Consider the following 22,902-nt stretch of genomic DNA (forward strand, 5'->3'; position numbering starts at 1 on the left):
ATGTGACGGTGAGGTTTCTCGCCGTCTCACCGCGCGCTCATGAGATACGTGAGCAACGTTTGATTTCCCGGTCATTTCGCGCAGCATTTCGGCAATACCCGTTTCCTACCTTGAGGTCATCAAGATTTCAGGGAGGCCGGGAAGATGCTGACGCGCAATCGCGACATCGAACACTGGGATGCCGAGGATGTTCAAGCCTGGGAATCCGGTGGTAAGGCCATCGCCCGGCGCAATCTGATCTGGTCGGTGTTCGCCGAGCACATCGGATTCTCGGTGTGGTCGATCTGGTCGGTCATGGTGCTGTTCATGCCCACCAACGTCTTCCACATCGACACCGCCGGAAAGTTCTTCCTGGGTGCGGTGCCGACCCTGGTCGGCGGTGTCATGCGGATTCCGTACACCGTCGCCACCGCCAGGTTCGGCGGGCGCAACTGGACCATCTTCAGCGCGCTGGCGCTGCTGGTGCCGGTGCTGCTGACGCTGTACTTCATCAACAAGCCGGGCACCTCGTACACCACCTTCCTGGTGATCGCGGCGTTCGCGGGCCTGGGCGGCGGCAACTTCTCCTCGTCGATGTCGAATATCAACGTCTTCTACCCGCAGCGGCTCAAGGGCTGGGCGCTGGGCATGAACGCCGGCGGCGGCAATATCGGCGTGCCGGTGATCCAGCTGATCGGCCTGGCGGTCATCGCCACCCTGGGCAACGCGTACGGCAATGCCTCGGTGGTCTGCCTGGTGTATTTGGCGCTCATCGTGGTCGCGGCGCTGGGCGCGGCGATCAATATGGACAACGTCAAGAACCAGAAGGCGGATCTGTCCTACATGCTCAAGGCGCTGCGGGTACCGCAGTCCTGGGCCATCGCCTTCCTGTACATCGGCACCTTCGGTTCGTTCATCGGCTACAGCTTCGCGTTCGGCCAGGTGTTGCAGATCAGCTTCAAGGCGGGCGGCGCGACCGCGGCCGCCGCGGCGCTGCACACGGCGCAGATCGCCTTCATCGGTCCGCTGCTCGGTTCGCTGGCCCGCCCCTACGGCGGTAAGTGGGCCGATCGCATCGGCGGCAGCCGGGTCACGCTGTACACCTTCGGGGCCATGACGACGGCCGCCGCGGTGGTCGCGGTGTCCAGCACCCTGGGTGACGGCACCGGCAGCCCCAAGGGCGGCGTGCTGGTCGCGCTGATCATCGGTTTCACCGCGTTGTTCATCATCTCCGGGTTCGGCAACGGTGCGGTCACCAAGATCATCCCGTCCGTTTTCGAGGCGAAATCCCGTGGCATCGAGGGTGATTCGGCGACCCGCGCGGCGTGGGCGCAGAACACTTCCGGCGCGCTCATCGGTTTCGTCGGCGCGATCGGCGCGCTGGGCGGTGTCGGCATCAACCTGGTGCTGCGCTCCTCCTACGCCTCCACCAGCTCCGCCACCACCGCCTTCTGGGTCTTCATGGCCTTCTACGTGATCTGCGGCCTGGTCTGCTGGACGGTTTTCATGCGCCGCCCGAGTCTCAAGGCCCTCGATTCCGAGGTGGTCACCGAGGCCGAGGCGCTGGTGCTGAAAGCCGAAGCGGTGCAATCCGACTCCCCGTCCACCACGTCGGCCCGGGTCTGACCCGCACCGTCGTCCCGAAAGGACCTGTCATGACGAACTCAGTCGAACGCAAGACCGCGGTGGTCGTCGGCCACGGCATGGTGGGACACCGTTTCGTGGAGGCGCTGCGCTCCCGCGACGACGCCGGTGACTGGCAGGTCATCGTGCTCAGCGAGGAGCGGCTGGCCGCGTACGACCGAGTCGGCCTCTCGTCCTACGTGGGCGAATGGGAGACCGCGGCACTCGCGCTGCCGGGTAACGACTACCCGGGCGACGAGCTGGTGCAGGTGCGCCTGGGCGTGCGCGCCGACGCGATCGACAAGGCGGCGCGCAAGGTCACCACCTCGACCGGTGACGTAATCGGTTATGACGCACTGGTTCTCGCGACCGGTTCGTACGCCTTCGTACCGCCGGTCCCCGGTCATGACGAGCCCGAATGCTTCGTCTACCGCACCCTCGAGGATCTGGACGGCATTCGCGCCACCGCCGAGGCCGCCGGTCCGGGCGCGGTCGGCGTGGTCGTCGGCGGCGGTCTACTCGGCCTGGAGGCCGCCAACGCGCTGCGCCTGCTCGGCATGACCCCGCACGTGGTCGAGTTCAACCAGTGGCTGATGCCCGCCCAGATCGATGAGGGCGGCGGCGCGATCCTGGCCAAGCTGGTCACCGAACTGGGCCTGCACGTGCACACCGGCGTCGGCACCTCCAGTATCGAAACCATCGCGGACGCACCGCTTTCGGAGAAGTTGAACGTCACTTTCTCGGACGAGTCGCAGCTGCGCGCCGCCCTGGTGGTGTTCGCGGCGGGCGTGCGCCCCCGCGATGAGATCGCCCGCACGGCCGGCATCGAGGTCGGCCCGCGCGGCGGCATCATCACCGACCTGAGCCTGCGAACCTCCGACCCGAACATCTACGCCATCGGCGAGGTCGCCGCGATCGAGGGCGTCTGCTACGGCTTGGTCGCCCCCGGCTACAGCACCGCCGAGGTCGTCGCGGACCGATTGCTCGGTGGCGCTGGGGAATTCCCGGGTGCGGACCTGTCCACCAAGCTCAAGCTGCTCGGTGTGGACGTGGCCAGCTTCGGTGACGCGCACGCCCGCACCGAGGGCGCGCTCTCGGTGGTGCTGCACGATGCCGCCAAGGGCACCTACGCCAAACTCGTTGTCTCCGATGACGCCAAGACGCTGCTCGGCGGCGTGCTGGTCGGCGATGCCACCGCGTACTCCTCGCTGCGCCCGCTGGTCGGACGCCCGCTGCCCGCCGAACCGGCCGCGCTGATCTCCCCGGCCGGTGCGGAACTGGGTGCGGACGCACTGCCCGATGACGCCCAGATCTGTTCCTGCAACAACGTTTCCAAGGGTTCGATCTGCGGCGCCATCGCCGACGGCGCGTGCGATGTTCCGGCCATCAAGAGCTGCACCAATGCCGGAACCTCCTGCGGCGGTTGCGTTCCCATGCTCAAGAAGCTGCTGGAGCAGTCGGGCGTCGCGGTCTCGAAGTCGCTGTGCGAGCACTTCACGCAGTCCCGCGCCGAGCTGTTCCACATCATCCAGTCCACCGGCATCCGCACCTTCTCCGGTCTGATCGCCAAGCACGGCACCGGCACCGGGTGCGATATCTGCAAGCCGACCGTGGCCTCCATCCTGGCCTCGACCTCCAGCGATCACATCCTGGACGGTGAGCAGGCCGCGCTGCAGGACACCAACGACCACTTCCTGGCGAACCTGCAGAAGAACGGCACCTATTCGGTGGTGCCGCGCATGCCCGGCGGTGAGGTGACCGCCGAACAGCTCATCACCATCGGCCAGGTCGCCAAGGAATTCGATCTGTACGTGAAGGTCACCGGCGGTCAGCGCATCGACCTGTTCGGCGCGCGGGTCGAGCAGTTGCCGCTGATCTGGCAGCGCCTGGTCGACGCGGGCATGGAATCCGGGCACGCGTACGGCAAATCGCTGCGCACGGTGAAGTCCTGCGTCGGCTCCACCTGGTGCCGCTACGGCCAGCAGGATTCGGTCGGCATGGCGGTACTGCTCGAAAAGCGTTACCGCGGTTTGCGTTCCCCGCACAAGCTGAAGCTGGGCGTATCCGGGTGCGCCCGCGAATGCGCGGAGGCGCGCGGTAAGGACGTCGGCGTCATCGCCACCGAGCACGGCTGGAACCTGTACGTCGGCGGCAATGGCGGTCTCACCCCGAAGCACGCGGTGCTGCTGGCCGGTGAACTCGATGACGAGACGCTGATCAGCTATATCGACCGCTACCTCATGTTCTACATCCGCACCGCCGACCGGTTGCAGCGCACCGCGCCGTGGCAGGAGGCACTGGAAGGCGGCATCGACTACCTCAAGGCCGTCGTCTGCGAGGACAGCCTCGGCATCGCCGCCGATCTGGAAGCCGCCATGGCCCGGCACGTGGATGGCTACCGCGACGAATGGGCCGCCGTGCTCGAGGACGAGGAGAAGCTGTCCCGCTTCGTATCGTTCGTGAACGCCCCGGAAGAGGCGGATCCGACCATCGCCTTCGACGAGAGCGGTGAGCGCAAGGTGCCGGTGTTGCTGGGAATTCCGCCGATCAAGGCGGCCGATTCGCTGTGATCAGCGGCTCAGCCATCGCCACCTACGGGAAATGACCGCTTAACCGCCCGGAAACAGGACGTCCGTATCAATAGGTGAGGGCGTTCGGAGGAGAGTACCGATGACCACCGTGATCGACACACCAGGCACCGCGACCAGCCTCGCCGGCTGGACCCCGGCATGCCGACTCGATTATCTGATTCCCGGCCGCGGCGTTGCGGTATTGCTGAAGGGCGGCCGTCAGGCGGCGCTTTTCTTGACCACCGACGGCACGTTGTACGCCATCGGCAATATCGATCCGTTCGGCCGGGCGGCGGTCATGTCGCGCGGCATCGTCGGCGACCGCGGCGGGGTGCCCGTGGTGGCTTCGCCGCTGCTCAAGCAGGCGTTCTCGCTCATCGACGGGCGCTGCCTCGATGATGACGCGGTATCGGTGCCGGTGCACGCGGTGCGCGTGGTCGACGGTGTGGTCTCGGTGGCCACCGAGCCCATGCGTTTTCCCGGTGAGCCTGGAGCGTTCGACGGCGGTACGGCATGACCGAGGTCGACGCTGGAACCCCGCTGGCCGGATTCACGGTCGGCATCACGGCGGCGCGCCGGGCCGATGAGCTCGGTACGCTGCTCACCCGCCGGGGCGCGAATATTGTTTCCGCACCGGCGATTCGAATCATTCCGCTCGCCGATGACACCGAGCTGGAGCGGGTCACCCGCCAGCTGATCGCCGAACCGCCGCAGCTCACCGTTGCCACCACCGGGATCGGATTCCGGGGCTGGATGGAGGCCGCCGAGGGTTGGGGACTGGCCGAGGAACTGCGCGAAACCCTGGCCACCACCCGCATGCTGGCGCGCGGCCCCAAGGCCAAGGGCGCGATTCGCGCCGCCGAACTGCGTGAGGAATGGTCGCCCGCGTCCGAATCCTCCGCCGAGGTGCTCGATCATCTGCTCGCCCAGGGCGTCGAGGGTATGCGGATCGCGGTGCAGTTGCACGGCGCGACCACCGAGTGGGAGCCGGTCCCGGACTTCTGCGAGGTATTGCGCTGTGCCGGAGCCGATGTGGTGCCGGTACCGGTCTACCGCTGGATTCCGCCCGAGGACCGCACCCCGATGGATCGCCTCATCGAGGGCATCGTCACCGGTGGCCTGGACTGCGTGACCTTCACCAGTGCGCCCGCCGTGGCCTCACTTCTGATGCGCGCCAAGGAAACCGGATTGCTCGATGCGATCCTGCACGCCTTCCGGGGTCGTGTGCTGGCCGCGTGCGTCGGCCCGATCACCGCCGCGCCGCTGGAGGAACTCGGTGTCGCCACCACCATGCCCGGTCGCGCCCGGCTCGGCGCGCTGGCTCGCCATGTGGCGGAAGAACTTCCGCGCCGTGCCAACCGCATCCAGGCCGCCGGTCACATCCTGAGCGTGCGCGGTGCGTGCGTCGTGGTGGACGGTCAGGTGCGCCAATTGGCCCCGGCCCCAATGGCTCTCATGCGTTCGCTGGCCCGCCAGGCCGGTCGCGTGGTCTCCCGCGAGGATCTGCTCGCCGCCCTCCCCGGCGGCGGCGATGACACCCACGCCGTGGAAACCGCCATCGCCCGCCTGCGCGCGGGCCTGGGCACCCCCAAGGCCATTCAAACCGTCGTCAAACGCGGCTACCGCCTCGCCCTGGACCCGGCCGAATGCATCGACAACCCGCGCCCGGTCCAGACCCCGACCCCAGCCGCGCGCTCGCAATTCCCCTCCCGGGCAACAGGTTTCCCGCCACGCCAGGACATCCCGGCGCGCGGCCCCGCCATCGCCCGTCCCGCCGACTCCCCGATGAACGGCGCGGCACACCCGGTCTTCCCGCCGCGTCCCGCCGTCACCGGCTCCGGCGCACCCGTCCGCCCGATCCGCCCCGCCCCCGTCGCGGAGGTCTGGTGAACACCCCGGCGCTCAACGCGCGCGACGTCATGATGATGGCGGAACCGGTTGCCCACCTGGCGAATTCGACTGCAGCTGTCCGGAGCGCCGGTGCCGTTCGCGTGCGCCGCGCGTCCCATACGGAGGCCCTGTGAACACCCCCGCGCTGATTCTGGTGGCGCACGGCACCAGGAGTGCGCGCGGTGTGGAGATGATCGCGGCGCTGGCCGAGGCCGTTTCGCGCGAGCTGGAGGCGCAGGCCGACGGACGTGTCACTCGCACAGCGGATTTCGCGGTGCGGGCGGAAGCTGGTGCCGGTGCGCCGTTCGGGGGCGCATCGGCATCTTCCGAGGTGCCGCGGGTGCGGACGGCGTTCGTGGATGTGCTCGGGCCTTCGCCGTCCGAGGTGTTGCGCGACGTGGATGATGTTCCCGCCGTTGTGGTTCCGGCGTTCCTGGCGTCCGGCTATCACGTGTATCAGGATGTGCCGCGAGAGGTGGCGGCGAGTGCGCACGGCGCGGTCGCGATCACCCGGGCCATGGGGCCGGATCCGGCCCTGGCCGCGGTGATGCGGATGCGGTTGCGGGCTGCCGGTTGGCGGCCCGGTGACGCGGTGGTGTTCGCGGCCGCCGGATCATCGGATGCGCGGGCGCGCCGGGATGTGCGGCGGGCGGCGGGACTGCTGGCCGAGCAGATCGCCGCGCCGGTGCGGGTGGCGTATATCGCCACCGGTGAGCCGAAGGTGCCCGAGGTGGTCGCCGAATTGCGGGCGGCGGGCGCACAGCGGGTTTTCATCGCGTCGTATCTGCTGGCGCACGGTCTTTTCCATGAGCGGCTGCATGGCGCGGGCGCGGACGGAGTGGCCGAGCCGATCGGTGTGCACCCCGCGATCGTGCGTTTGCTCATCGATCGCTATCGCATCGCGGCGGGCACATTGCGCACCGTTCGCGCCGCCTGACCGAATCGCCGAAATCTTCGATTGTTTGGCAGTTTTCGCAGTGCCATGGCAATGTGCCAGGAAATTCCATTTCGCTCGAAGGGTTTCCCGGTGAAGAAGCTGGTTGTCACTGTCGGTCTGATTGCAGGTTGTGCCGCAGGGTCTTTCGCCCCTGCCTCCGCTGTGCCGATGTACGACCCGTGGACGGCGTGCAAGGCGTCCGGCTTGAGCGATGAGGCGTGCAGCGCGCAGGTCAATGCCAATGATCCGGCTGTCACCCCGGGTGCGGGCTTCGGCTGGACGGGTTCCGCCGCCGCCCGCTGACCGGAATTCCCGGTCGACTATCGACTACGGCGGGCACAGGATGGCGGCATGTCCGATGCCGAACATCCCGCCCGCCGTGCCGGTCTCGCCTCACAGGCCGCGGTGCGCGGTAAACGCAAGGCGGAGTGGCTGGCCCTGTTCGCGCCGGACGCGCGGGTCGAGGACCCCATCGGTATCTCCCCGTACGATCCCGTCGGCGCGGGCCATTTCGGCCTCGATGCCATTGCCGCCTTCTGGGATATGGCCATCGCCCCCAGTGCCATCGACTTCCGGCTCACCGATTCCTATGCCTGTGGCGATGAGGTGGCGTTCATCGGAACCATTCGCAGCGAGCGCGCGGAGCGTGCCACCGAGGTGGACGGCGTCTTCACCTATCGCGTGAATTCGGCGGGGAAAATCATTGCGCTGCGCGCCTTCTGGGAATTGAAACAAGCCCGCACCACATTCATCGCGAGCTGAGGCAACTGGGCATTTGCCAGCGCCCACCGCAGCGCATTTGCCAGCCCCCAACGAGAGGCATTTGCCGATCCACGCTGACCGGCATCGCCAATAGCTCTCAGGCCCCGGGTGTTTGCAATGCCGGGAACCAGATATCGGTCAGCACCGTCGCGGCCTCCTCGGCCGAGACGTCGATCGTGCCCTGCATGGCCCAGCGCGTGAAGAACCGCTCCAACTGCGCCACCAGCAATTCGATCCGCAGTCGCGCCTCATCCTGCTGCCCCTCGGGCCAGCGCGACAGATATGACGTCATCACATTCGGCACCGCGAGAATGCCCTCGCGCGCCACTTCCCGGAACTCCGGTTCCAGCGCCGTCGCCTCATCCCAGGCGGGCAGCAGATCCTTGTACTCCTGGAACCAGTCGATGGACCGCCGCATCCAGGCCGCGAACTCCTCGCGCGATCCGGTGTCGAGCACATGGTCCAGATCCTCGTAGAAATGCTGCACGCTGGGCAGTGCGCCCTGGGCGGCGATGGCCCGCAGTACATCCGGTTTGCCGGTGAAGTGCAGATAGAAGGTGGCGCGGCTGCATCCGACCGCCGCGGCGATGTCGTCCACTCGCACGGGTGCGTACCCCTGGGTGGTGAACAGCTGTTTGGCCGCGTCGATGAGCCTGCTGCGGGTGAGCCGTTTCTGCTCATCGCGCAGTGAGGTGCGCCGGGTGGTCACCCCCGCGACGGGTGCGGGGTCAGTGGCCGGTTCGGTCTGCATGGGTGCTGGCCGCCTTGGTTCGGGGTGAGCGAAAGGCGCCCGTGCGGCGGCCTTTTCCGATGCTCGAGTCTACGTCTGCCGGTGTTTCCCTCCCGATAATAGACGTTTGTAGATTCACTAGACACCATGTCTAGCGAATGCTAGCGTGTGTGTCACATCACGTCCGGCCGTGGAGTGTGACCTGCGGCCGAAGCCAGGAGAGTGCATTGGAAACACGCGAGTTGCCCAGGGTGTGCGTTATCGGCGCCGGCCCGTCCGGCATCACTGCCGCCAAGCGGCTTGCCGAGTACGGCATCCCCTTCGATTGCTATGAGGCGTCGGATCAGATCGGCGGCAATTGGTACTTCAAGAACCCGAACGGCATGTCGGCCTGCTATCAGAGCCTGCACATCGACACCTCCAAGTTCCGGCTGGCCTTCGAGGATTACCCGGCCCCGGATGAGTGGCCTGACTTCCCGCACCACACCCAGCTGCACCAGTACTTCAAGGATTACGTCGAGCATTTCGGCTTCGGCGATCGAATCATCCTGAACACCAAGGTGATCTCGGCCAAGCGCGATGCCGAGGGCCTGTGGCAGATCAGCACCGATACCGGCCGCACCGAAACCTATGACGTCCTGCTGGTGTGCAACGGCCACCACTGGGATCCGCGGATGCCGGACTACCCGGGTGAATTCGACGGTGTGCTCATGCATTCACACGCCTACAACGATCCGTTCGATCCGATCGATATGCGCGGCAAGCGAATCGTGGTCGTGGGCATGGGCAATTCGGGGCTGGATATCGCCACCGAGCTGTCGCAGAAGTTCATCGCCTCGAAGTTCTTCCTGTCCGCGCGGCGCGGTGTCTGGGTGCTGCCCAAGTATGTGAACGGCAAGGTCGGCGATAAGGCGTCGCTGCCGCCGTGGATGCCGAAGAAGCTGGGGCTCAAGCTGAAACAGCGCTTCGTGGTCAAGAATCGCGGCTACATGGAGGATTACGGCCTGCCCAAGCCGGATCATCTGCCGTTCGAGGCGCATCCGTCCGCGAGTGAGGAATTCCTGCACCGCGCCGGTTGCGGCGATATCGACTTCAAACCCGCCATCACCCGCCTGGACGGCAAGAACGTGCATTTCGCGGACGGCAGCGTGGAGGAGGTGGATGTGGTGTTGTGCGCCACCGGATATCACATCAGCTTCCCGTTCTTCTCCGATGCGGAACTGGTGCCCGATGCGCGCAATATGATTCCGCTGTACCGGCAGATGATCAAGCCGGGCATCGACAATCTCTTCTATCTCGGCCTGGCCCAGCCCATGCCGACGCTGGTGAACTTCGCCGAACAGCAGTCCAAGCTGGTCGCCGCCTATCTGACCGGCAATTACCGGCTGCCGTCCGAGGCCGAGATGGCCGAGGCCATGCGCCTGGCCGAGGAGAAGCGCAGCGGCCAGTACTACGACTCGCCGCGGCACACCATCCAGATCGAATTCGAGCCCTATGTGCGCGATCTCCAGCGCGAGCTGGCGCGCGGTGCGAAACGCGCCGCGGCACAGGGTCATGAGCTACCGGTCCCGGCCCGCGCGGCCGTCCGAGTCTGAGAAAGGGCGGATCGGAATGAGCAACGTGGCTGGATTCTGCGCCGACGAATTCGCCGATGTCCGTACGGCTTTCACCGAACAGGTGGAGTCCGGGGCGGAATTGGGCGCGTCCCTGTGCATCACGGTCGAGGGCGATACCGTCGTCGATCTGTGGGGCGGGCACGCGGACCCCGAGCGCACCCGGCGCTGGGGCGCGGACACCCTGGTGAACGCCTTCTCGGTCACCAAGACCATGACCGCGCTCAGCGCCCTGCTGCTGGTCGATCAGGGCGCGCTTGATGTGCACGAGAAGGTGGCGCACTACTGGCCGGAGTTCGCGGCCAATGGCAAGGCCGATATCGAAGTGCGGCACCTGCTTTCGCACACCTCGGGCGTCTCGGGCTGGGAAGCCCCGATCGAGGTGCCCGATATCTACGAGCGGGAGTCCTCCACCGCGCGGCTGGCCGAACAGGAGCCGTGGTGGGAGCCGGGCACCGTCTCGGGCTATCACGCGCTCAACTACGGGCATCTGATCGGTGAGCTGATCCGCCGCATCGACGGCCGCACCCTGGGGAAGTTCTTCGCCGACGAGCTGGCCGGTCCGCTCGGCGCGGACTTCCACATCGGCGGGGCCGCACAGTATTCCGATCGCATCGCCACCCTGGTGCCGCCGGAGTACCCGGAGTTCGATCAATCGCTGCTGCCGCAGGACAGCGTCATGTACAAGACGCTGTTCCAGCCGCTGCTCGATTTCGAGATGTGCGGCACGCCGGAATGGCGCGATGCCGAGATCGGCGGCGTGAACGGTCAGGGCAACGCGCGCTCGGTGGCGCGCATCCAATCGCTGATCAGCAATGGCGGGGAGCTCAGCGGCCGGAAGTACCTGTCCGAGAAGACGATCGACCTCATCTTCGACGAGCAGACCGACGGTGTGGACCTGGCGATCCTGCTGCCGCTGCGCTTCGGTATCGGTTACGGCCTGCCGCACGCGCAGACGGTGCCGAATGTCCCGGACGGCCGGGTGTGCTGGTGGGGCGGGCTCGGCGGCTCCATGGTCGTCAACGATCTCGATCACCGGGTGACCTTCGCGTACACCATGAATCGCATGGCCCCCGGCCTGATCGGCTCCGACCGCGCGGACGCCTACCTGAAGGCGGCCTTCGCCGCGGTGCGGGGCAGCGCGTGAGCGCGCGGAGAAACGGCAATATCGGTACGCGGACCCACCACATACTCGAGGATCAGATTCATGACCAAAGCTGTTGACCTCCAAGCGCTCGCGGCGCAGATCGCCGGTGGCCTGACCGGTCCCGGCGGCCCGTTCGAGATCACCGTGGAACCGGTGCTCGGCGCGACCATTCCGGTATTCCGCAATCGGCGGCGCTCCCTGCTGGAACTGCTGGAGGATTCGCGCGAACTCGGCGACCGCGACTACCTGGTCACCGCCGATTCCCGGCTGACCTACGCCCAGCACTACGAGGCGGCGGGCGCGCTCGCCGCCGCACTGGCCGAACGCTACGGCGTCGGCAAGGGCGATCGGGTCGGCATTCTGGCCGCCAATACCCCCGAATGGGTGCTGACCTTCTGGGCCGCACAGCGTTTGGGCGCGATCCCGGTCGGCTACAACGCCTGGTGGGCCCCGCAGGAGATCGCCTACGGTATCGGGCACACCGAGCCGAAGGTGGTCGTCGCGGACGCCAAACGGGCCGCGCTACTGGCGGATTCGGGCGCACAGGTGCCCGTGATCACCATGGAGAACGACCTTCCGGCGCTGACCGAGGAATTCGCGGGGCAGTACCCGACCGCCGAAGTGGCCGAGGAGGATCCGGCCTGCATCCTCTACACCAGCGGCACCACCGGCCGCCCCAAGGGCGTGGTGCACTCACAGCGGAATATGGTGGCGGTCAGCGATTATCACCGTTTCACCGATGCGCTGGCGGCGGGCTTCCGCGGGCTGCCATGGGATGGTTCGCCGACGAATCGGCGCTACCTCAACACCTCGCCGCTGTTCCATATCGCGAGCCTGCACAATCTGGTGATTCCGCGTCTCACCACCGGTGACGCCGTCATCTTCCACAGCGGCGGTTTCGACGCCGAGAAGATTCTGGGGCTCATCGAATCCGAGCGCATCACCAATTGGGCGGCGGTGCCGACCATGGCCAGCCGACTGCTCGATGTCGATGTCGCGCAATACGATCTGTCCTCGCTGTCGGCGCTGTCGCTGAACACCGCGCCGTCCTCGCCCGCCCTGCATCAGCGCCTGCGCGAGCGGGTGCCGGTGGCCCAGGTCGCGTTGACCACCAGCTACGGCTGCACCGAGAGCGGTACCGCCGCCACCGTGGCGACCCCGCCGGACCTGATCGCGAATCCGGAGACCGTGGGGCGGCCGATCGTCGGCGTCGCCATCGAAATCCGCGATGCCGAAGGCAAAGTCGTGCCGGACGGCACCGAGGGCGAGATCTGCGTGCGTAGCCCGTACGTCATGCTCGGCTACTACAACGATCCGGCCGCCACCGCCGCCTCCATCGATGAGAATCGCTGGCTGCGCACCGGTGACTTCGGTTTCGTCTCCGGCGGCCTGCTGCAAATGGCCGGGCGGCGTTCGGATCTCATTCTGCGCGGCGGCGAGAACGTCTACCCGGCGGAGATCGAGAACGCCCTCGATGAGCATCCGCTGGTGCGCGAATCCGCGGTGCTCGGCGTACCGCACGAGGATCTCGGGCAGGAGGTCGCGGCCATTATCGTTGTCGCGGACCCGGATTCGGTCACCGAGGATGAGCTGCGCGATCACGTGGCACAGCGGCTGGCGTACTTCAAGGTGCCCGCGCGCTGGCTCATCACCGCGGACGCCCTGCCGCGCAATGCGACCGGCAAGGTGCTGCGCCGCGAACTATCGCTGGGGGAGTGAATCACCGTGTACGACACCATTATCAAGGGCGGCCGCTGGTTCGACGGCACCGGCGCGCCCTCGGCCATCCGTGATATCGGCATCAGCGGCGGCCGGATCGCCGTCGTCAGTGCCACCCCGCTGGACGAAACCGATTGTGCGCGAGTAATAGACGCCGCCGGGCAGTGGGTCATTCCGGGCATGGTCGATATCCACACCCACTACGACGTGGAGGTGCTGCTGGATCCGACGCTGTCGGAATCGCTGCGGCACGGCGTCACCACGATTCTGCTCGGGTCGTGCTCGCTCTCGACCGTGCACGTGAACGGCTCCGACGCCGGTGACCTGTTCGGCCGAGTGGAGGCCATTCCGCGCAAACACGTGGTGGCCGCCGTCGACGGGCTCAAGACCTGGAACAGCGCGCACAGCTATGTGGCGGCGCTGGAATCGCTGCCGCTGGGCGCGAATCTCGCTGCCTTCATCGGTCATTCGGATATCCGGTCGGCGCAGATGGGTTTGGAGCGGGCCACCAGTCCCGATGTCACGCCCACCGAATCCGAGTTGCGGGCCATGGAACACAAGCTGTCCGAGGCCCTCGACGCCGGATTCGTCGGCATGTCCTCACAGCAGCTGCTGTTCGACAAGCTCGACGGTGAGGTGTGCCGCTCGCGCACACTGCCCTCCACCTACGCCAAGCCGAAGGAACGGCGGCGGCTGAATCGCATTCTGCGCGAACGTAAGCGGGCGCTCCAGGGCGGTCCCGATGTGGCCCGCCCACAGAGCCTGGTCGCCATGGCGGTGAGCAGTCTCGGCATCTTCCGGCCGAATCTGAAGGTCAGCCTGCTCTCGGCCGCCGATATCAAGGCGATCCCCGGTGTGGTGAAGGTCTTCCCGCTCATCGGCAAGGTCCTGAACCGGCTCGGCGGCGATTTCCGCTGGCAGCATCTGCCGGTGCCGTTCGAGGTCTACTCGGACGGCATCGATCTGCCGGTGTTCGAGGAATTCGGTTCCGGTGCGGCCGCTTTGCACCTGTCCAATCAGATCGACGAGCGACGCGAGCTGCTCGCCGACGAGAACTACCGGCGCTGGTTCCGCAGGGATTACGACAAGAAGTGGGGTCCGCGGGTCTGGCATCGGGACTTCTTCGATGCCGAGATCACCGAATGCCCGGACGCGAGCGTGATCGGCAAGACCTTCGGTCAGGTCGGCGTGGATCGCGGCGGCGTGCATCCGGTGGACGCCTTCCTGGATCTGGTGGTGGAGTACGGCCCCAAGGTGCGCTGGCGCACCACCATCTCCAACCACCGGCCCGAGGTGCTCGATCAGCTCGCCGCGGATCCCAGTGTGCAACTGGGCTTTTCCGATGCGGGCGCGCACCTGCGCAATATGGCCTTCTACAACTTCGGCCTGCGCCTGCTGCGGCGGGTCAATCGGGCGCAGCAGGCCGGGCAGCCGTTCATGACCCTGGAGCACGCCGTGCACCGCGTCACGGGCGAGCTGGCGGACTGGTACGACCTGGACGCCGGGCACCTGCGCGTCGGTGATCGCGCCGATGTGGTGATCATCGATCCGGCGCACCTGGACGAGAGCCTGGACGCGTACGCGGAGAACCCGATTCCCGAGTACGACAACCTCTCTCGCATGGTCAATCGCAATGACGACACCGTCACCGCGGTCCTGGTGAACGGTGAGCACGTCTTCGGGCTTGGCGAGAAATCCCCGGCCCTCGGTAAACAGCGCACCGGGCAGTTCCTGCGCGCCGGTCGGCGCGGGCAGTAGCGCATCAATGAGCAGATCAGGGAATTCAGTATGAGCACAGCACGATTCGCCGGTAAGACCGCCGTGGTGACCGGTGCGGCCTCCGGTATCGGTTCGGCCATCGCCACCGCACTGGTGGCCGAGGGCGCTTCGGTGGTCGGCCTCGATATCGATGAGGCCGGTTTGCAGAAGAAGGTCGCCGAACTCGGCGACGCCTTCGTCCCGGCCGTGGCCGATGTGACGGTGGAGGCGCAGATCGCCGCCGGAATCGCCATTGCCGCAGAGCGTTTCGGCCGCCTGGACGCGGCCTTCAATGTGGCGGGCGGTTCCCGCATCGGCGCGGTCACCGATCTCGACGAATCCGATTGGGATTTCACCGTCGATCTGGTGCAGAAGAGCGTGTTCCTCTGCACCAAACACGAAGCGCGCCTGATGCGCGAGTCCGGTGGCGGTGCGATCGTGAACATCTCGTCGTTGGACAGCCGCGTGCCGATGCCGGGCGGCAGCGCCTATGCCACCGGTAAGGCCGGTGTGGTGATGTTCAGCAAGAACGCCGCATTGGAGTTGGCCCAGTACGGAATTCGAGTGAACTCGGTGCTGCCCGGCCTCGTCGACACCCCGCTGGTGGCGGCGGTCATGGGGTACGAACCGGCGAAACAGATGTTCCTGGACCGTATTCCGCTGGGTGCGGCGGCCACGGCGGAACAGGTCGCCGCGCCGTGCCTGTTCCTCGCCAGTGCCGACGCCTCGTACATCACCGGTACCGAACTGGTGGTGGACGGCGGCTGGGAAATCAGCAATTTCCCGAACCTGGCCAAACTCGCCGGGTAAATACGGTTACCCCTGCCGGTCATCAGAAATTCTGGTGACCGGCAGTTGCTTTTTCAATCCTTGGCGAGACCGTCCGGGCCGAGGCTGGCCGCGTCCAGACCCAGCATCTGCAGGAGGTATTCGCAATCGGCCGCGTCGAGTGCGTGCCCGGCGACCGTATGCCTGGCCTGCGCGTTCTGCTTGGCGCAGGCGGCCTTCTCCGCGGCGCGTGCCGCACCGAACTCACCCTGCTCATCGCGCAGGTTGGTGGTCTGGTTGATCAGGGTCATAGAAGTCTTCCCAGGCCGTGTCGGGTTGCCGTATCCGAATGAATCGGGTCAACACCGTCTATTCCTTACCCTACTTGGTGGCCGGAGTTATAGAAATGAGATCGCCCGGAAACGCGTTTGTCGCTTGTCACAAGGCAGGTCGACGGGGGTTTTCGCGAACTAGCGCGGCGGCAGCGATGAGGTTTCCCAGGCGCGGGCGAAGCGGCGTTTGTCGGCCGCGTTGGTCTCCTTGCTGCGGTAGACCACGTACGGGCGGGTGAGGTAGCCGATCGGGGCGCTGAACATGTGTACCAGGCGGGTGTACGGCCAGATGCCGATCAGGGTCAGCACGATCAGCCCGTGCGCCTGGAAGGTCCAGGGCGTGCCGACCATGAGTTCGGGCTGGGGATGGATGGAGAACAGGCTGCGGAACCACGGGGAGACGGTCTCGCGGTAGTTGTAGGTCCCCCACAGCAGATTGCTGCCGACCGTATTCAGCAGGCCGGTGACGAGCGCCCCCGCCAGCAGGACGTACATGACCTGATCGTTGCGGGTGGTGGCCATGCGGACGGCGGTCACCGTGAGTCGCCGGTACAGCAGGATGGCGATGCCCGCGATCACCGCGATGCCCGCGACCGTGCCCGCCGAGACCGCCACCACGTGATACAGATGCTCGGAGATGCCGACCGCATCGGTCCAGGACTCGGGGATGAGCACACCCAGCACGTGTCCGCCGATCACCCCGAGCATGCCGAAATGGAACAGCGGACTGCCCAGGCGCAGCAGCCGGGATTCGTAGACCTGTGAGGAGCGGGTGGTCCAGCCGAACTGGTCATTGCGGTAGCGCCACAGATGGCCCAGGGCGAAGGAGGTGAAGGCGACGTAGGGGAGCGTCAGCCAGAGGGCGGGGGTCATCGGCGGGCTTCCGATCCGGCGAAGGCCAGGGGGTCCATGGCGAAGGGTTCCAGGCCGACCTCTTCCTCGGGCGGACCCTGGGCGGCGAGTTCGGCGATGCGACGGCGATCGGCGGTGGTGACCGGCGGCAGCGTGCAGGTGACGGCGGTCAGGATGCCGGCGTACGGAGATCCGCTGTCGGACAGCGAAAGTCGCAGCAGCTCCAGCACCGGGACGTGTTCGCCGAGCAGGCGTTCACCGCCGATGGGGTCCACGGTGGCGGCGAATTCCAGCAGTACCGGCAGATGATCGGGCAGTTCCTGATCGCCGAGCTCGACGCCCGCCTGACGGTAGGCGTGCTTGAAACGCAGCAGGGCCATACCGCGTTTGCGGGTGTCGCCGTAGGCGTAGAAGGTCAGGTGCAGGCTGGCGCGGCGGCGCATATCGAAGGTCTCGACGTATTGCTGGGCCAGTGCGATGGGGGAGGTTGCGCCCAGGTGATCGAGGAAGCCCTCCAGGTGAGGGCGCACCGTGGGCGGCAATTCGGCTGCGGCGCTGGACAAATCATCGAGCATGACGAGGGTGCGCTCGTGTGGATAGTCCAGCAGCAGTGCCGCCAGCCGCCAGACCAGGTGCCGGTCCCGCTCCGAGAGCGCGATCACCGGTTCGGGGCGACGGCGCAGTTTCAGCAGGCTCATCGGCTCGCGCCCGTCGTAATCGGTTCGGGCACATCATCGCCGGGGGGAGCGTCGCCGTTCGTGCCGTCGCCGTTCGTGCCGTTGGCGTTGCCGTTGCGGGTGGGCAGTAGGCCGTTCGCGCTCTTGCCGTCCCAGTTCAGCAGGTTGACCCGGGTCGACTTCTCCTCCGGCGCAGCGCCATTGGTATCGGTGAGATGGAACTTCTCGGCCATCACATCGAACGCCGTCATCCCCGGCCCGCCGTCGTTGTCCAGCGAACACCCGGTGGCGAGCGAATCCAGTTCGTGCGCCCGCGATGTCGCGCCGTTGGGGATCACATAGCGGTGCTCGTATTTGGCGATGGCGAGCAGCCGGTACATGGCCTCGATCTCCTCGGGTTCGAGGTGCACCGAATCCGGAATCGCCATATCGGGTTCCTGCCCGAGATTGATCGACCGCATGAACGCGCGCATGCCCGCCAGTCGTTGCAGTGCATCGCGGACCGGGCCGATCTCACCCGCGGTGAACAATTCGGCGAGGTATTCCAAGGGAATTCGCAGGGCGTCGATCGCACCGAACAGGTTCGAGGCGTTCTCACCGTCGTGCCCGGTCTCGGACAGCACATCCACCACCGGTGACAGCGGCGGCACGTACCAGACCATCGGCATGGTGCGGTATTCCGGATGCAGCGGCAGCGCGATCTTGTAGTCGACGATGAGCTTGTAGACCGGCGAATCCTGCGCCGCCTGAATCCAATCCGGGGAGATGCCCGCGGCCTCGGCCTCGGCGATCACGCGCGGATCATGCGGATTGAGGAACACCCCGAGCTGCGCCGGATACAGATCCTTGTCCTCGGTCACCGAACAGGCGTCGAGTACCGCGTCCGCGTCGTAGAGCATGACGCCGATGTACCGCAGCCGTCCCACACAGGTTTCCGAGCACACCGTCGGAATGCCGACCTCCACGCGCGGATAGCAGAAGGTGCACTTTTCCGCCTTGCCCGTCTTGTGGTTGAAGTAGATCTTCTTGTACGGGCAACTGCTCACGCACTGCCGCCAGCCGCGGCACTTGTCCTGGTCGACCAGGACGATGCCGTCTTCGGACCGCTTGTAGATGGCCCCCGACGGGCAGGCGGCCGCACAGGACGGGTTCAGGCAGTGCTCGCAGATACGCGGCAGGTAGAACATGAAGGTCTGCTCGAATTCGAGCTTCACCTGTTCGGAGAGCTTGGCGAGCAGTGGGTCCTTACCGACCTGCTCCGGGCCGGAACCGAGCGAGTCATCCCAGTTCGCGCCCCAGGTGACGTCCGTATCCTCGCCCGTAATAAGGGATTTGGGCCGCGCCACCGGGGTGGTGTCCATCTGCGGTGCGGACAGCAGATTGTCGTAGTCGTAGCTCCACGGGTCGTAGTAATCCGACACGGTGGGCAGATCCGGGTTGGCGAAGATATTGAGCAGCCGCTTCATCCGGGACCCGGATTTGAGGGTGAGGCGGCCCCGCTTGTTCAGGGTCCACCCGCCCTTCCACTTCTCCTGATCCTCGTAGCGGCGCGGATACCCCTGTCCCGGACGGGTTTCCACATTGTTGAACCACACGTACTCGGTGCCCGCGCGATTGGTCCACGCCTGTTTGCAGGTGACCGAGCAGGTGTGACAGCCGATGCATTTGTCGAGGTTCATCACCATCGCCAGCTGTGCCATGACGCGCATATCAGTACTCCACTTCTTGGCTGCGCCGACGGATGGTGGTGACCTCATCGCGCTGATTTCCGGTGGGGCCGTGGTAGTTCAGCGCGAAGGACTGCTGGGCGTACCCGCCGATGAGGTGCGAGGGCTTGATCATGATGCGGGTGAGCGCGTTGTGGATACCGCCGCGCTTGCCCCGGCCCTTGAATTCCGTTGCGCCCTCGGCATTCTCGGCCGGTCCCTCGATGCGCGGCACGTTCACCGCGCGGTCCTGGGCGTGATACATGAATACGGTGCCCTCGGGCATGCGGTGCGAGACGATGGCGCGGGCGACGACCACGCCGTTGCGATTGACGGCCTCGATCCAATCGTTGTCGGACACACCGATTTTGGCGGCGTCGACCTCGGACATCCAGATGGCCTGCCCGCCGCGCGAGAGCGTCAGCATATGCAGGTTGTCCTGATAGGCCGAGTGGATGGACCATTTGGAGTGCGGCGTCAGATACCGCACGGTGACGCCGTTCTCGGTCACCCTGCCGATGCCGGGTTCGCTGAACAGCGCCGTCATATCCAATGGCGGCCGGTAGATCGGCAATTGTTCGCCGAGTTCGATCATCCAGTCGTGGTCGAGGTAGAAGTGCTGCCGCCCGGTGAGCGTGTGCCAGGGCTTGAGCCGCTCGGTATTGATGGTGAACGGGGAGTACCTGCGCCCGCCGGTCTCACTGCCGGACCATTCCGGTGACGTGATGACCGGCACCGGCCGAGCCTGGGTGTCCGCGAATGTGATTCGCTTACCCTCGTGTTCGGCGGCCAGATCGGCCAGTTGGGTGCCGGTGCGCTTCTCCAGTTCGTGGAAGCCCTCCACCGCGAGCCTGCCGTTGGTGGTGCCGGACAGCGCCAGAATGGCCTCGGCGGCGTGAATGTCCTTGGCCAGGGACGGACGCCCCTGTGCCACACCGGAAACCACGGTGCCGTTCATACCCTTCAGGTACTCGACCTCGGCGTCGGGAACCGTCGTGACGCCCTTGGTGGTCAAGCCCATGCGCTCCACGAGCGGGCCCAGCGCCGCCATCTTCTCCGCGACATTCGGGTAATCCCGTTCCACCACCACGATTTTGGGCATGGTGACGCCCGGAATCGGCTCGCATTCACCCTTCTTCCAATCCAGCACCCGGCCACCGGCCTGTGCCAGCGCGTCGGCGCTGTCGTGCTGGAGCGGTACTGCGACTATGTCCTTGCGCACGCCCAGATGCTTTTCCGCGAGCCAGGAGAAGCCGCGCGCGATGCGGTGGAACGCCTCGAAATCGGTGCGCGCCTCCCACGGCGGCGAGATGGCGGGGGTGAAAGCGTGCACGAACGGGTGCATATCGGTGGAGGACAGATCATGCTTCTCGTACCAGGTGGCGGCGGGCAGCACGATATCGGAGAACAGCGTGGTGCTGGTCATCCGGAAATCAAGGGAGAGCAGCAGATCCAGCTTCCCGGTGGGCGCTTCCTCGCGCCATTCCAGTTCCTGCGGGCGCACGCCGGTGGCCTCGGCGGTCTGGAGATTCGAATCCGCGCCCAGCAGGTGTTTGTGGAAGTACTCGTTGCCCTTACCGGAGGAGCCGAGCAGATTCGCGCGCCAGACGGTCAGCACGCGCGGGAAGTTCTCCGGGGCGTCCGGGTCCTCGCAGGCGAAGCGCAGCTCACCGGATTTGAGGCCGTCGACCACATAGTCGGCGGCGGATTTGCCCGCGGCCTCGGCCTCATCGGCGAGGTCGAGGGGATTGCGATTGAGCGTCGGGTAGGACGGCATCCAGCCCAAACGTGAAGCGAGCGCGATATTGTCGGCCGCCGTGCGCCCGGAGAAGGTGCCCTTGCCCAGTGGAGACGCGAACGCTTCGGAGGTGAACGGGTCGTACCGCCACTGGTCATTGGTGAGGTACCAGAACACGGTGCCCTGCATCTGGCGCGGCGGGCGCTGCCAGTCCGAGGCGAAAGCCAGTGTGGACCAACCGGTTACGGGTCGGCACTTCTCCTGGCCCACGTAATGCGCCCAGCCGCCGCCATTCACGCCCTGGCAGCCGGTGAGCAGTGTCAAAGTGAAGAAGGCGCGGTAGATCTGATCGCTGTGGAACCAGTGGTTGGTGCCCGCGCCCATCAGGATCATCGAGCGCCCGCCGGAACGGTCCGCGTTATCGGCGAATTCGCGCGCGATGCGCTCGGCCTGTTTGGCGGGGACGCCGGTGATGGTCTCCTGCCAGGCGGGCGTGTACGGCTCGCTCGGATCGTCATAGCCGGTCGGCCAGCTGCCGGGCAGGCCGGGGCGGGCGACGCCGTACTGCGCCAGCAGCAGATCGAACACCGTCGTCACCCGTTTACCCGCGATGACGGTGGTCGGCACGCCGCGGGTGAGGACCTCCGCTGACGGCCCGTCGAATCGTGGGAACTGCACGGCCGCAGCGTCATCGGTGCGGCCGTGCAGGGTCAGCAGGGGATCGACATCCCCGAGATCGAGGTTCCACTTGCCCTTACCCGCCTCGGTGAAGCGGTGGCCCAGGGAACCATTGGGCACCCGCGGATTTCCGTCCGCGTCCAGCAGCACCGGCTGGAATTCGACGCTCTCCCCGGTGATTCCGAGATCGGCGGCGGTCAGGAATTTGCCGGGCACCGCGACGCCGTCCTTATCGTCCAGCGCGATGAGGTACGGCAGGTCGGTATAGCGCTTGATGTAGTCGTCGAAACGTTCGGTTCGCCTGTCCACGAAGAACTCTCGCAGCACCACGTGCCCCATGGCCATGGCGAGCGCGGCATCGGTGCCGGGGCGCGCGGGCACCCATTCATCGGCGAATTTGGTGTTGTCGGCGTAGTCGGGGGAGACCACCACGACCTTCTGGCCGCGATAGCGCGCCTCGGTCATATAGTGCGCGTCCGGGGTGCGGGTGACCGGGACATTGGAGCCCCACATGATCAGGTATCCGGCATCGAACCAGTCCGCGGATTCGGGCACATCGGTCTGATCGCCGAACACCTGCGGGGACGCCACCGGCAGATCGGCGTACCAGTCGTAGAACGACAGCATGGAACCGCCGATGAGCGAAATGAACCGCGCCCCAACCGCATGCGAGACCATCGACATGGCCGGAATGGGGGAGAAGCCCGCCACCCGGTCCGGGCCGTACTTCTTGATGGTGTGCACATGCGCGGCGGCGGCGATCTCGGCGGCCTCCCACCATTCGGCGCGCACGAAGCCGCCCTTACCGCGCGCGGACTTGTAGGTCTTGGCGGTCTCGGGATCCTCGACAATGGATTCCCACGCCAGCACCGGATCCTTCAGCCGTGTCTTGGCATCGCGGTACAGCTCCAGCAGCACCCCGCGCACGTACGGATACCTAATGCGCGCGGGCGAATACGTGTACCAGGAGAAGGACGCGCCACGTGGGCAGCCGCGCGGCTCGTACTCCGGCTTGTCCGCGCCGACGGACGGGTAGTCCGTCTGCTGCGACTCCCAGGTGATCACGCCGTCCTTGACGTAGATCTTCCACGAGCACGATCCGGTGCAGTTCACACCGTGCGTGGACCGCACCACCTTGTCATGCGACCACCGATCCCGATAGAACTCGTCCGCATCGCGCCCACCCACCTGATGCAGGGTGCGCAAATCGCCGGAGACCTCACCGCGCTGGAAGTATTTACCCAATCGGAGCAGTGCATCGCCGGACGAAGTTCCGGTGTGCGGGTTAGCCATGACGCCCCTATCGAGAGTGAAGAACCGGGCTGCTGGCTCGACTGTAAAGAGGTGCGAGCGGGTGGCAAAACGGTTGTCTCACAATGCGCTGACCCCCATTGTGAGCTGTGAGGTCGGCGCAACCTGGTGG

18 protein-coding genes are annotated in these 22,902 nt (G+C 66.2%); 12 read left to right on the forward strand and 6 right to left on the reverse strand.

Annotation, left to right across the window (positions count from 1 at the left end):
• Window positions 1-144: 144 nt before the first annotated feature.
• From ACFC4D_RS42230 to ACFC4D_RS42260, 7 genes are all read left to right on the forward strand, one after another.
• Window positions 145-1,605: a nitrate/nitrite transporter gene (locus ACFC4D_RS42230; RefSeq protein WP_376072021.1), complete on the forward strand. Its 1,461-nt coding sequence runs from the start codon at window positions 145-147 to the stop codon at window positions 1,603-1,605.
• 29 nt (window positions 1,606-1,634) lie between these two features.
• Window positions 1,635-4,172, forward strand: coding sequence for a nitrite reductase large subunit NirB (nirB, locus tag ACFC4D_RS42235; RefSeq protein ID WP_364639499.1), 2,538 nt, complete (start codon window positions 1,635-1,637; stop codon window positions 4,170-4,172).
• A gap of 100 nt (window positions 4,173-4,272) precedes the next feature.
• Window positions 4,273-4,689, forward strand: coding sequence for a nitrite reductase small subunit NirD (gene nirD, locus ACFC4D_RS42240; protein WP_376072024.1), 417 nt, complete (start codon window positions 4,273-4,275; stop codon window positions 4,687-4,689).
• A complete protein-coding gene (locus ACFC4D_RS42245) occupies window positions 4,686-6,062 on the forward strand; it encodes a uroporphyrinogen-III synthase (protein ID WP_376072027.1) in 1,377 nt (458 codons plus the stop codon). Before nirD ends, ACFC4D_RS42245 begins: the two co-directional genes overlap by 4 nt.
• 130 nt (window positions 6,063-6,192) lie before the next feature.
• Window positions 6,193-6,999, forward strand: a complete 807-nt coding sequence (locus ACFC4D_RS42250; RefSeq protein ID WP_376072030.1) for a sirohydrochlorin chelatase — start codon at window positions 6,193-6,195, stop codon at window positions 6,997-6,999.
• Window positions 7,000-7,167: 168 nt separating this feature from the next.
• A complete protein-coding gene (locus ACFC4D_RS42255; RefSeq protein WP_364639487.1) occupies window positions 7,168-7,302 on the forward strand; it encodes a hypothetical protein in 135 nt (44 codons plus the stop codon).
• Window positions 7,303-7,350: 48 nt separating this feature from the next.
• A complete protein-coding gene (locus ACFC4D_RS42260) occupies window positions 7,351-7,761 on the forward strand; it encodes a nuclear transport factor 2 family protein (protein WP_376072033.1) in 411 nt (136 codons plus the stop codon).
• A gap of 97 nt (window positions 7,762-7,858) precedes the next feature.
• On the opposite strand, the gene ACFC4D_RS42265 is transcribed toward ACFC4D_RS42260, so the two are convergent.
• Complete coding sequence (locus ACFC4D_RS42265; protein WP_364639481.1) at window positions 7,859-8,512, reverse strand: TetR/AcrR family transcriptional regulator; 654 nt, start codon at window positions 8,510-8,512, stop codon at window positions 7,859-7,861.
• Window positions 8,513-8,718: 206 nt separating this feature from the next.
• Between ACFC4D_RS42265 and ACFC4D_RS42270 the strand changes: the two genes are divergently transcribed.
• Genes ACFC4D_RS42270 through ACFC4D_RS42290 form a run of 5 tightly spaced genes read left to right on the forward strand, consistent with a single transcriptional unit; the run spans window position 8,719 to window position 15,538 of the window.
• Entirely contained in the window at window positions 8,719-10,086 is a 1,368-nt protein-coding gene (locus tag ACFC4D_RS42270; RefSeq protein ID WP_375965915.1) for a flavin-containing monooxygenase, read from the forward strand.
• A gap of 16 nt (window positions 10,087-10,102) precedes the next feature.
• The gene (locus ACFC4D_RS42275; RefSeq protein ID WP_376072035.1) at window positions 10,103-11,251 is read left to right on the forward strand and encodes a serine hydrolase domain-containing protein; all 1,149 of its coding nucleotides are present in this window, start codon (window positions 10,103-10,105) and stop codon (window positions 11,249-11,251) included.
• A 60-nt stretch (window positions 11,252-11,311) separates the two neighbouring features.
• Window positions 11,312-12,970 (forward strand): class I adenylate-forming enzyme family protein, encoded by a 1,659-nt coding sequence (locus tag ACFC4D_RS42280; RefSeq protein WP_376072038.1) that lies wholly within the window; start codon window positions 11,312-11,314, stop codon window positions 12,968-12,970.
• A 6-nt stretch (window positions 12,971-12,976) separates the two neighbouring features.
• Window positions 12,977-14,728 carry an amidohydrolase family protein gene (locus ACFC4D_RS42285; protein ID WP_376072041.1) on the forward strand — a complete coding sequence of 584 codons (1,752 nt, stop codon included), beginning with the start codon at window positions 12,977-12,979 and terminating at the stop codon, window positions 14,726-14,728.
• A gap of 30 nt (window positions 14,729-14,758) precedes the next feature.
• Window positions 14,759-15,538, forward strand: coding sequence for an SDR family NAD(P)-dependent oxidoreductase (locus ACFC4D_RS42290; RefSeq protein ID WP_376072043.1), 780 nt, complete (start codon window positions 14,759-14,761; stop codon window positions 15,536-15,538).
• 53 nt (window positions 15,539-15,591) lie between these two features.
• Here ACFC4D_RS42290 and ACFC4D_RS42295 read toward each other — a convergent pair whose 3' ends face one another.
• From ACFC4D_RS42295 to ACFC4D_RS42315, 5 genes are all read right to left on the reverse strand, one after another.
• A complete protein-coding gene (locus ACFC4D_RS42295; RefSeq protein ID WP_375965927.1) occupies window positions 15,592-15,807 on the reverse strand; it encodes a hypothetical protein in 216 nt (71 codons plus the stop codon).
• A gap of 159 nt (window positions 15,808-15,966) precedes the next feature.
• On the reverse strand, window positions 15,967-16,701 hold the full coding sequence (gene narI, locus ACFC4D_RS42300) for a respiratory nitrate reductase subunit gamma (protein WP_376072046.1): 735 nt from the start codon (window positions 16,699-16,701) through the stop codon (window positions 15,967-15,969).
• Window positions 16,698-17,378 (reverse strand): nitrate reductase molybdenum cofactor assembly chaperone, encoded by a 681-nt coding sequence (gene narJ / locus ACFC4D_RS42305; protein WP_376072049.1) that lies wholly within the window; start codon window positions 17,376-17,378, stop codon window positions 16,698-16,700. The genes narI and narJ overlap by 4 nt, the downstream gene beginning before the upstream one ends.
• The gene (gene narH / locus ACFC4D_RS42310; RefSeq protein ID WP_376072114.1) at window positions 17,375-19,057 is read right to left on the reverse strand and encodes a nitrate reductase subunit beta; all 1,683 of its coding nucleotides are present in this window, start codon (window positions 19,055-19,057) and stop codon (window positions 17,375-17,377) included. The genes narJ and narH overlap by 4 nt, the downstream gene beginning before the upstream one ends.
• Window positions 19,058-19,067: 10 nt before the next feature.
• A complete protein-coding gene (locus ACFC4D_RS42315) occupies window positions 19,068-22,772 on the reverse strand; it encodes a nitrate reductase subunit alpha (protein WP_376072051.1) in 3,705 nt (1,234 codons plus the stop codon).
• Between the last annotated feature and the right edge of the window lie 130 nt (window positions 22,773-22,902).

The organism is Nocardia sp. NPDC056000 (assembly GCF_042269265.1).
In the GTDB taxonomy this organism is placed as follows: Bacteria; Actinomycetota; Actinomycetes; order Mycobacteriales; family Mycobacteriaceae; genus Nocardia.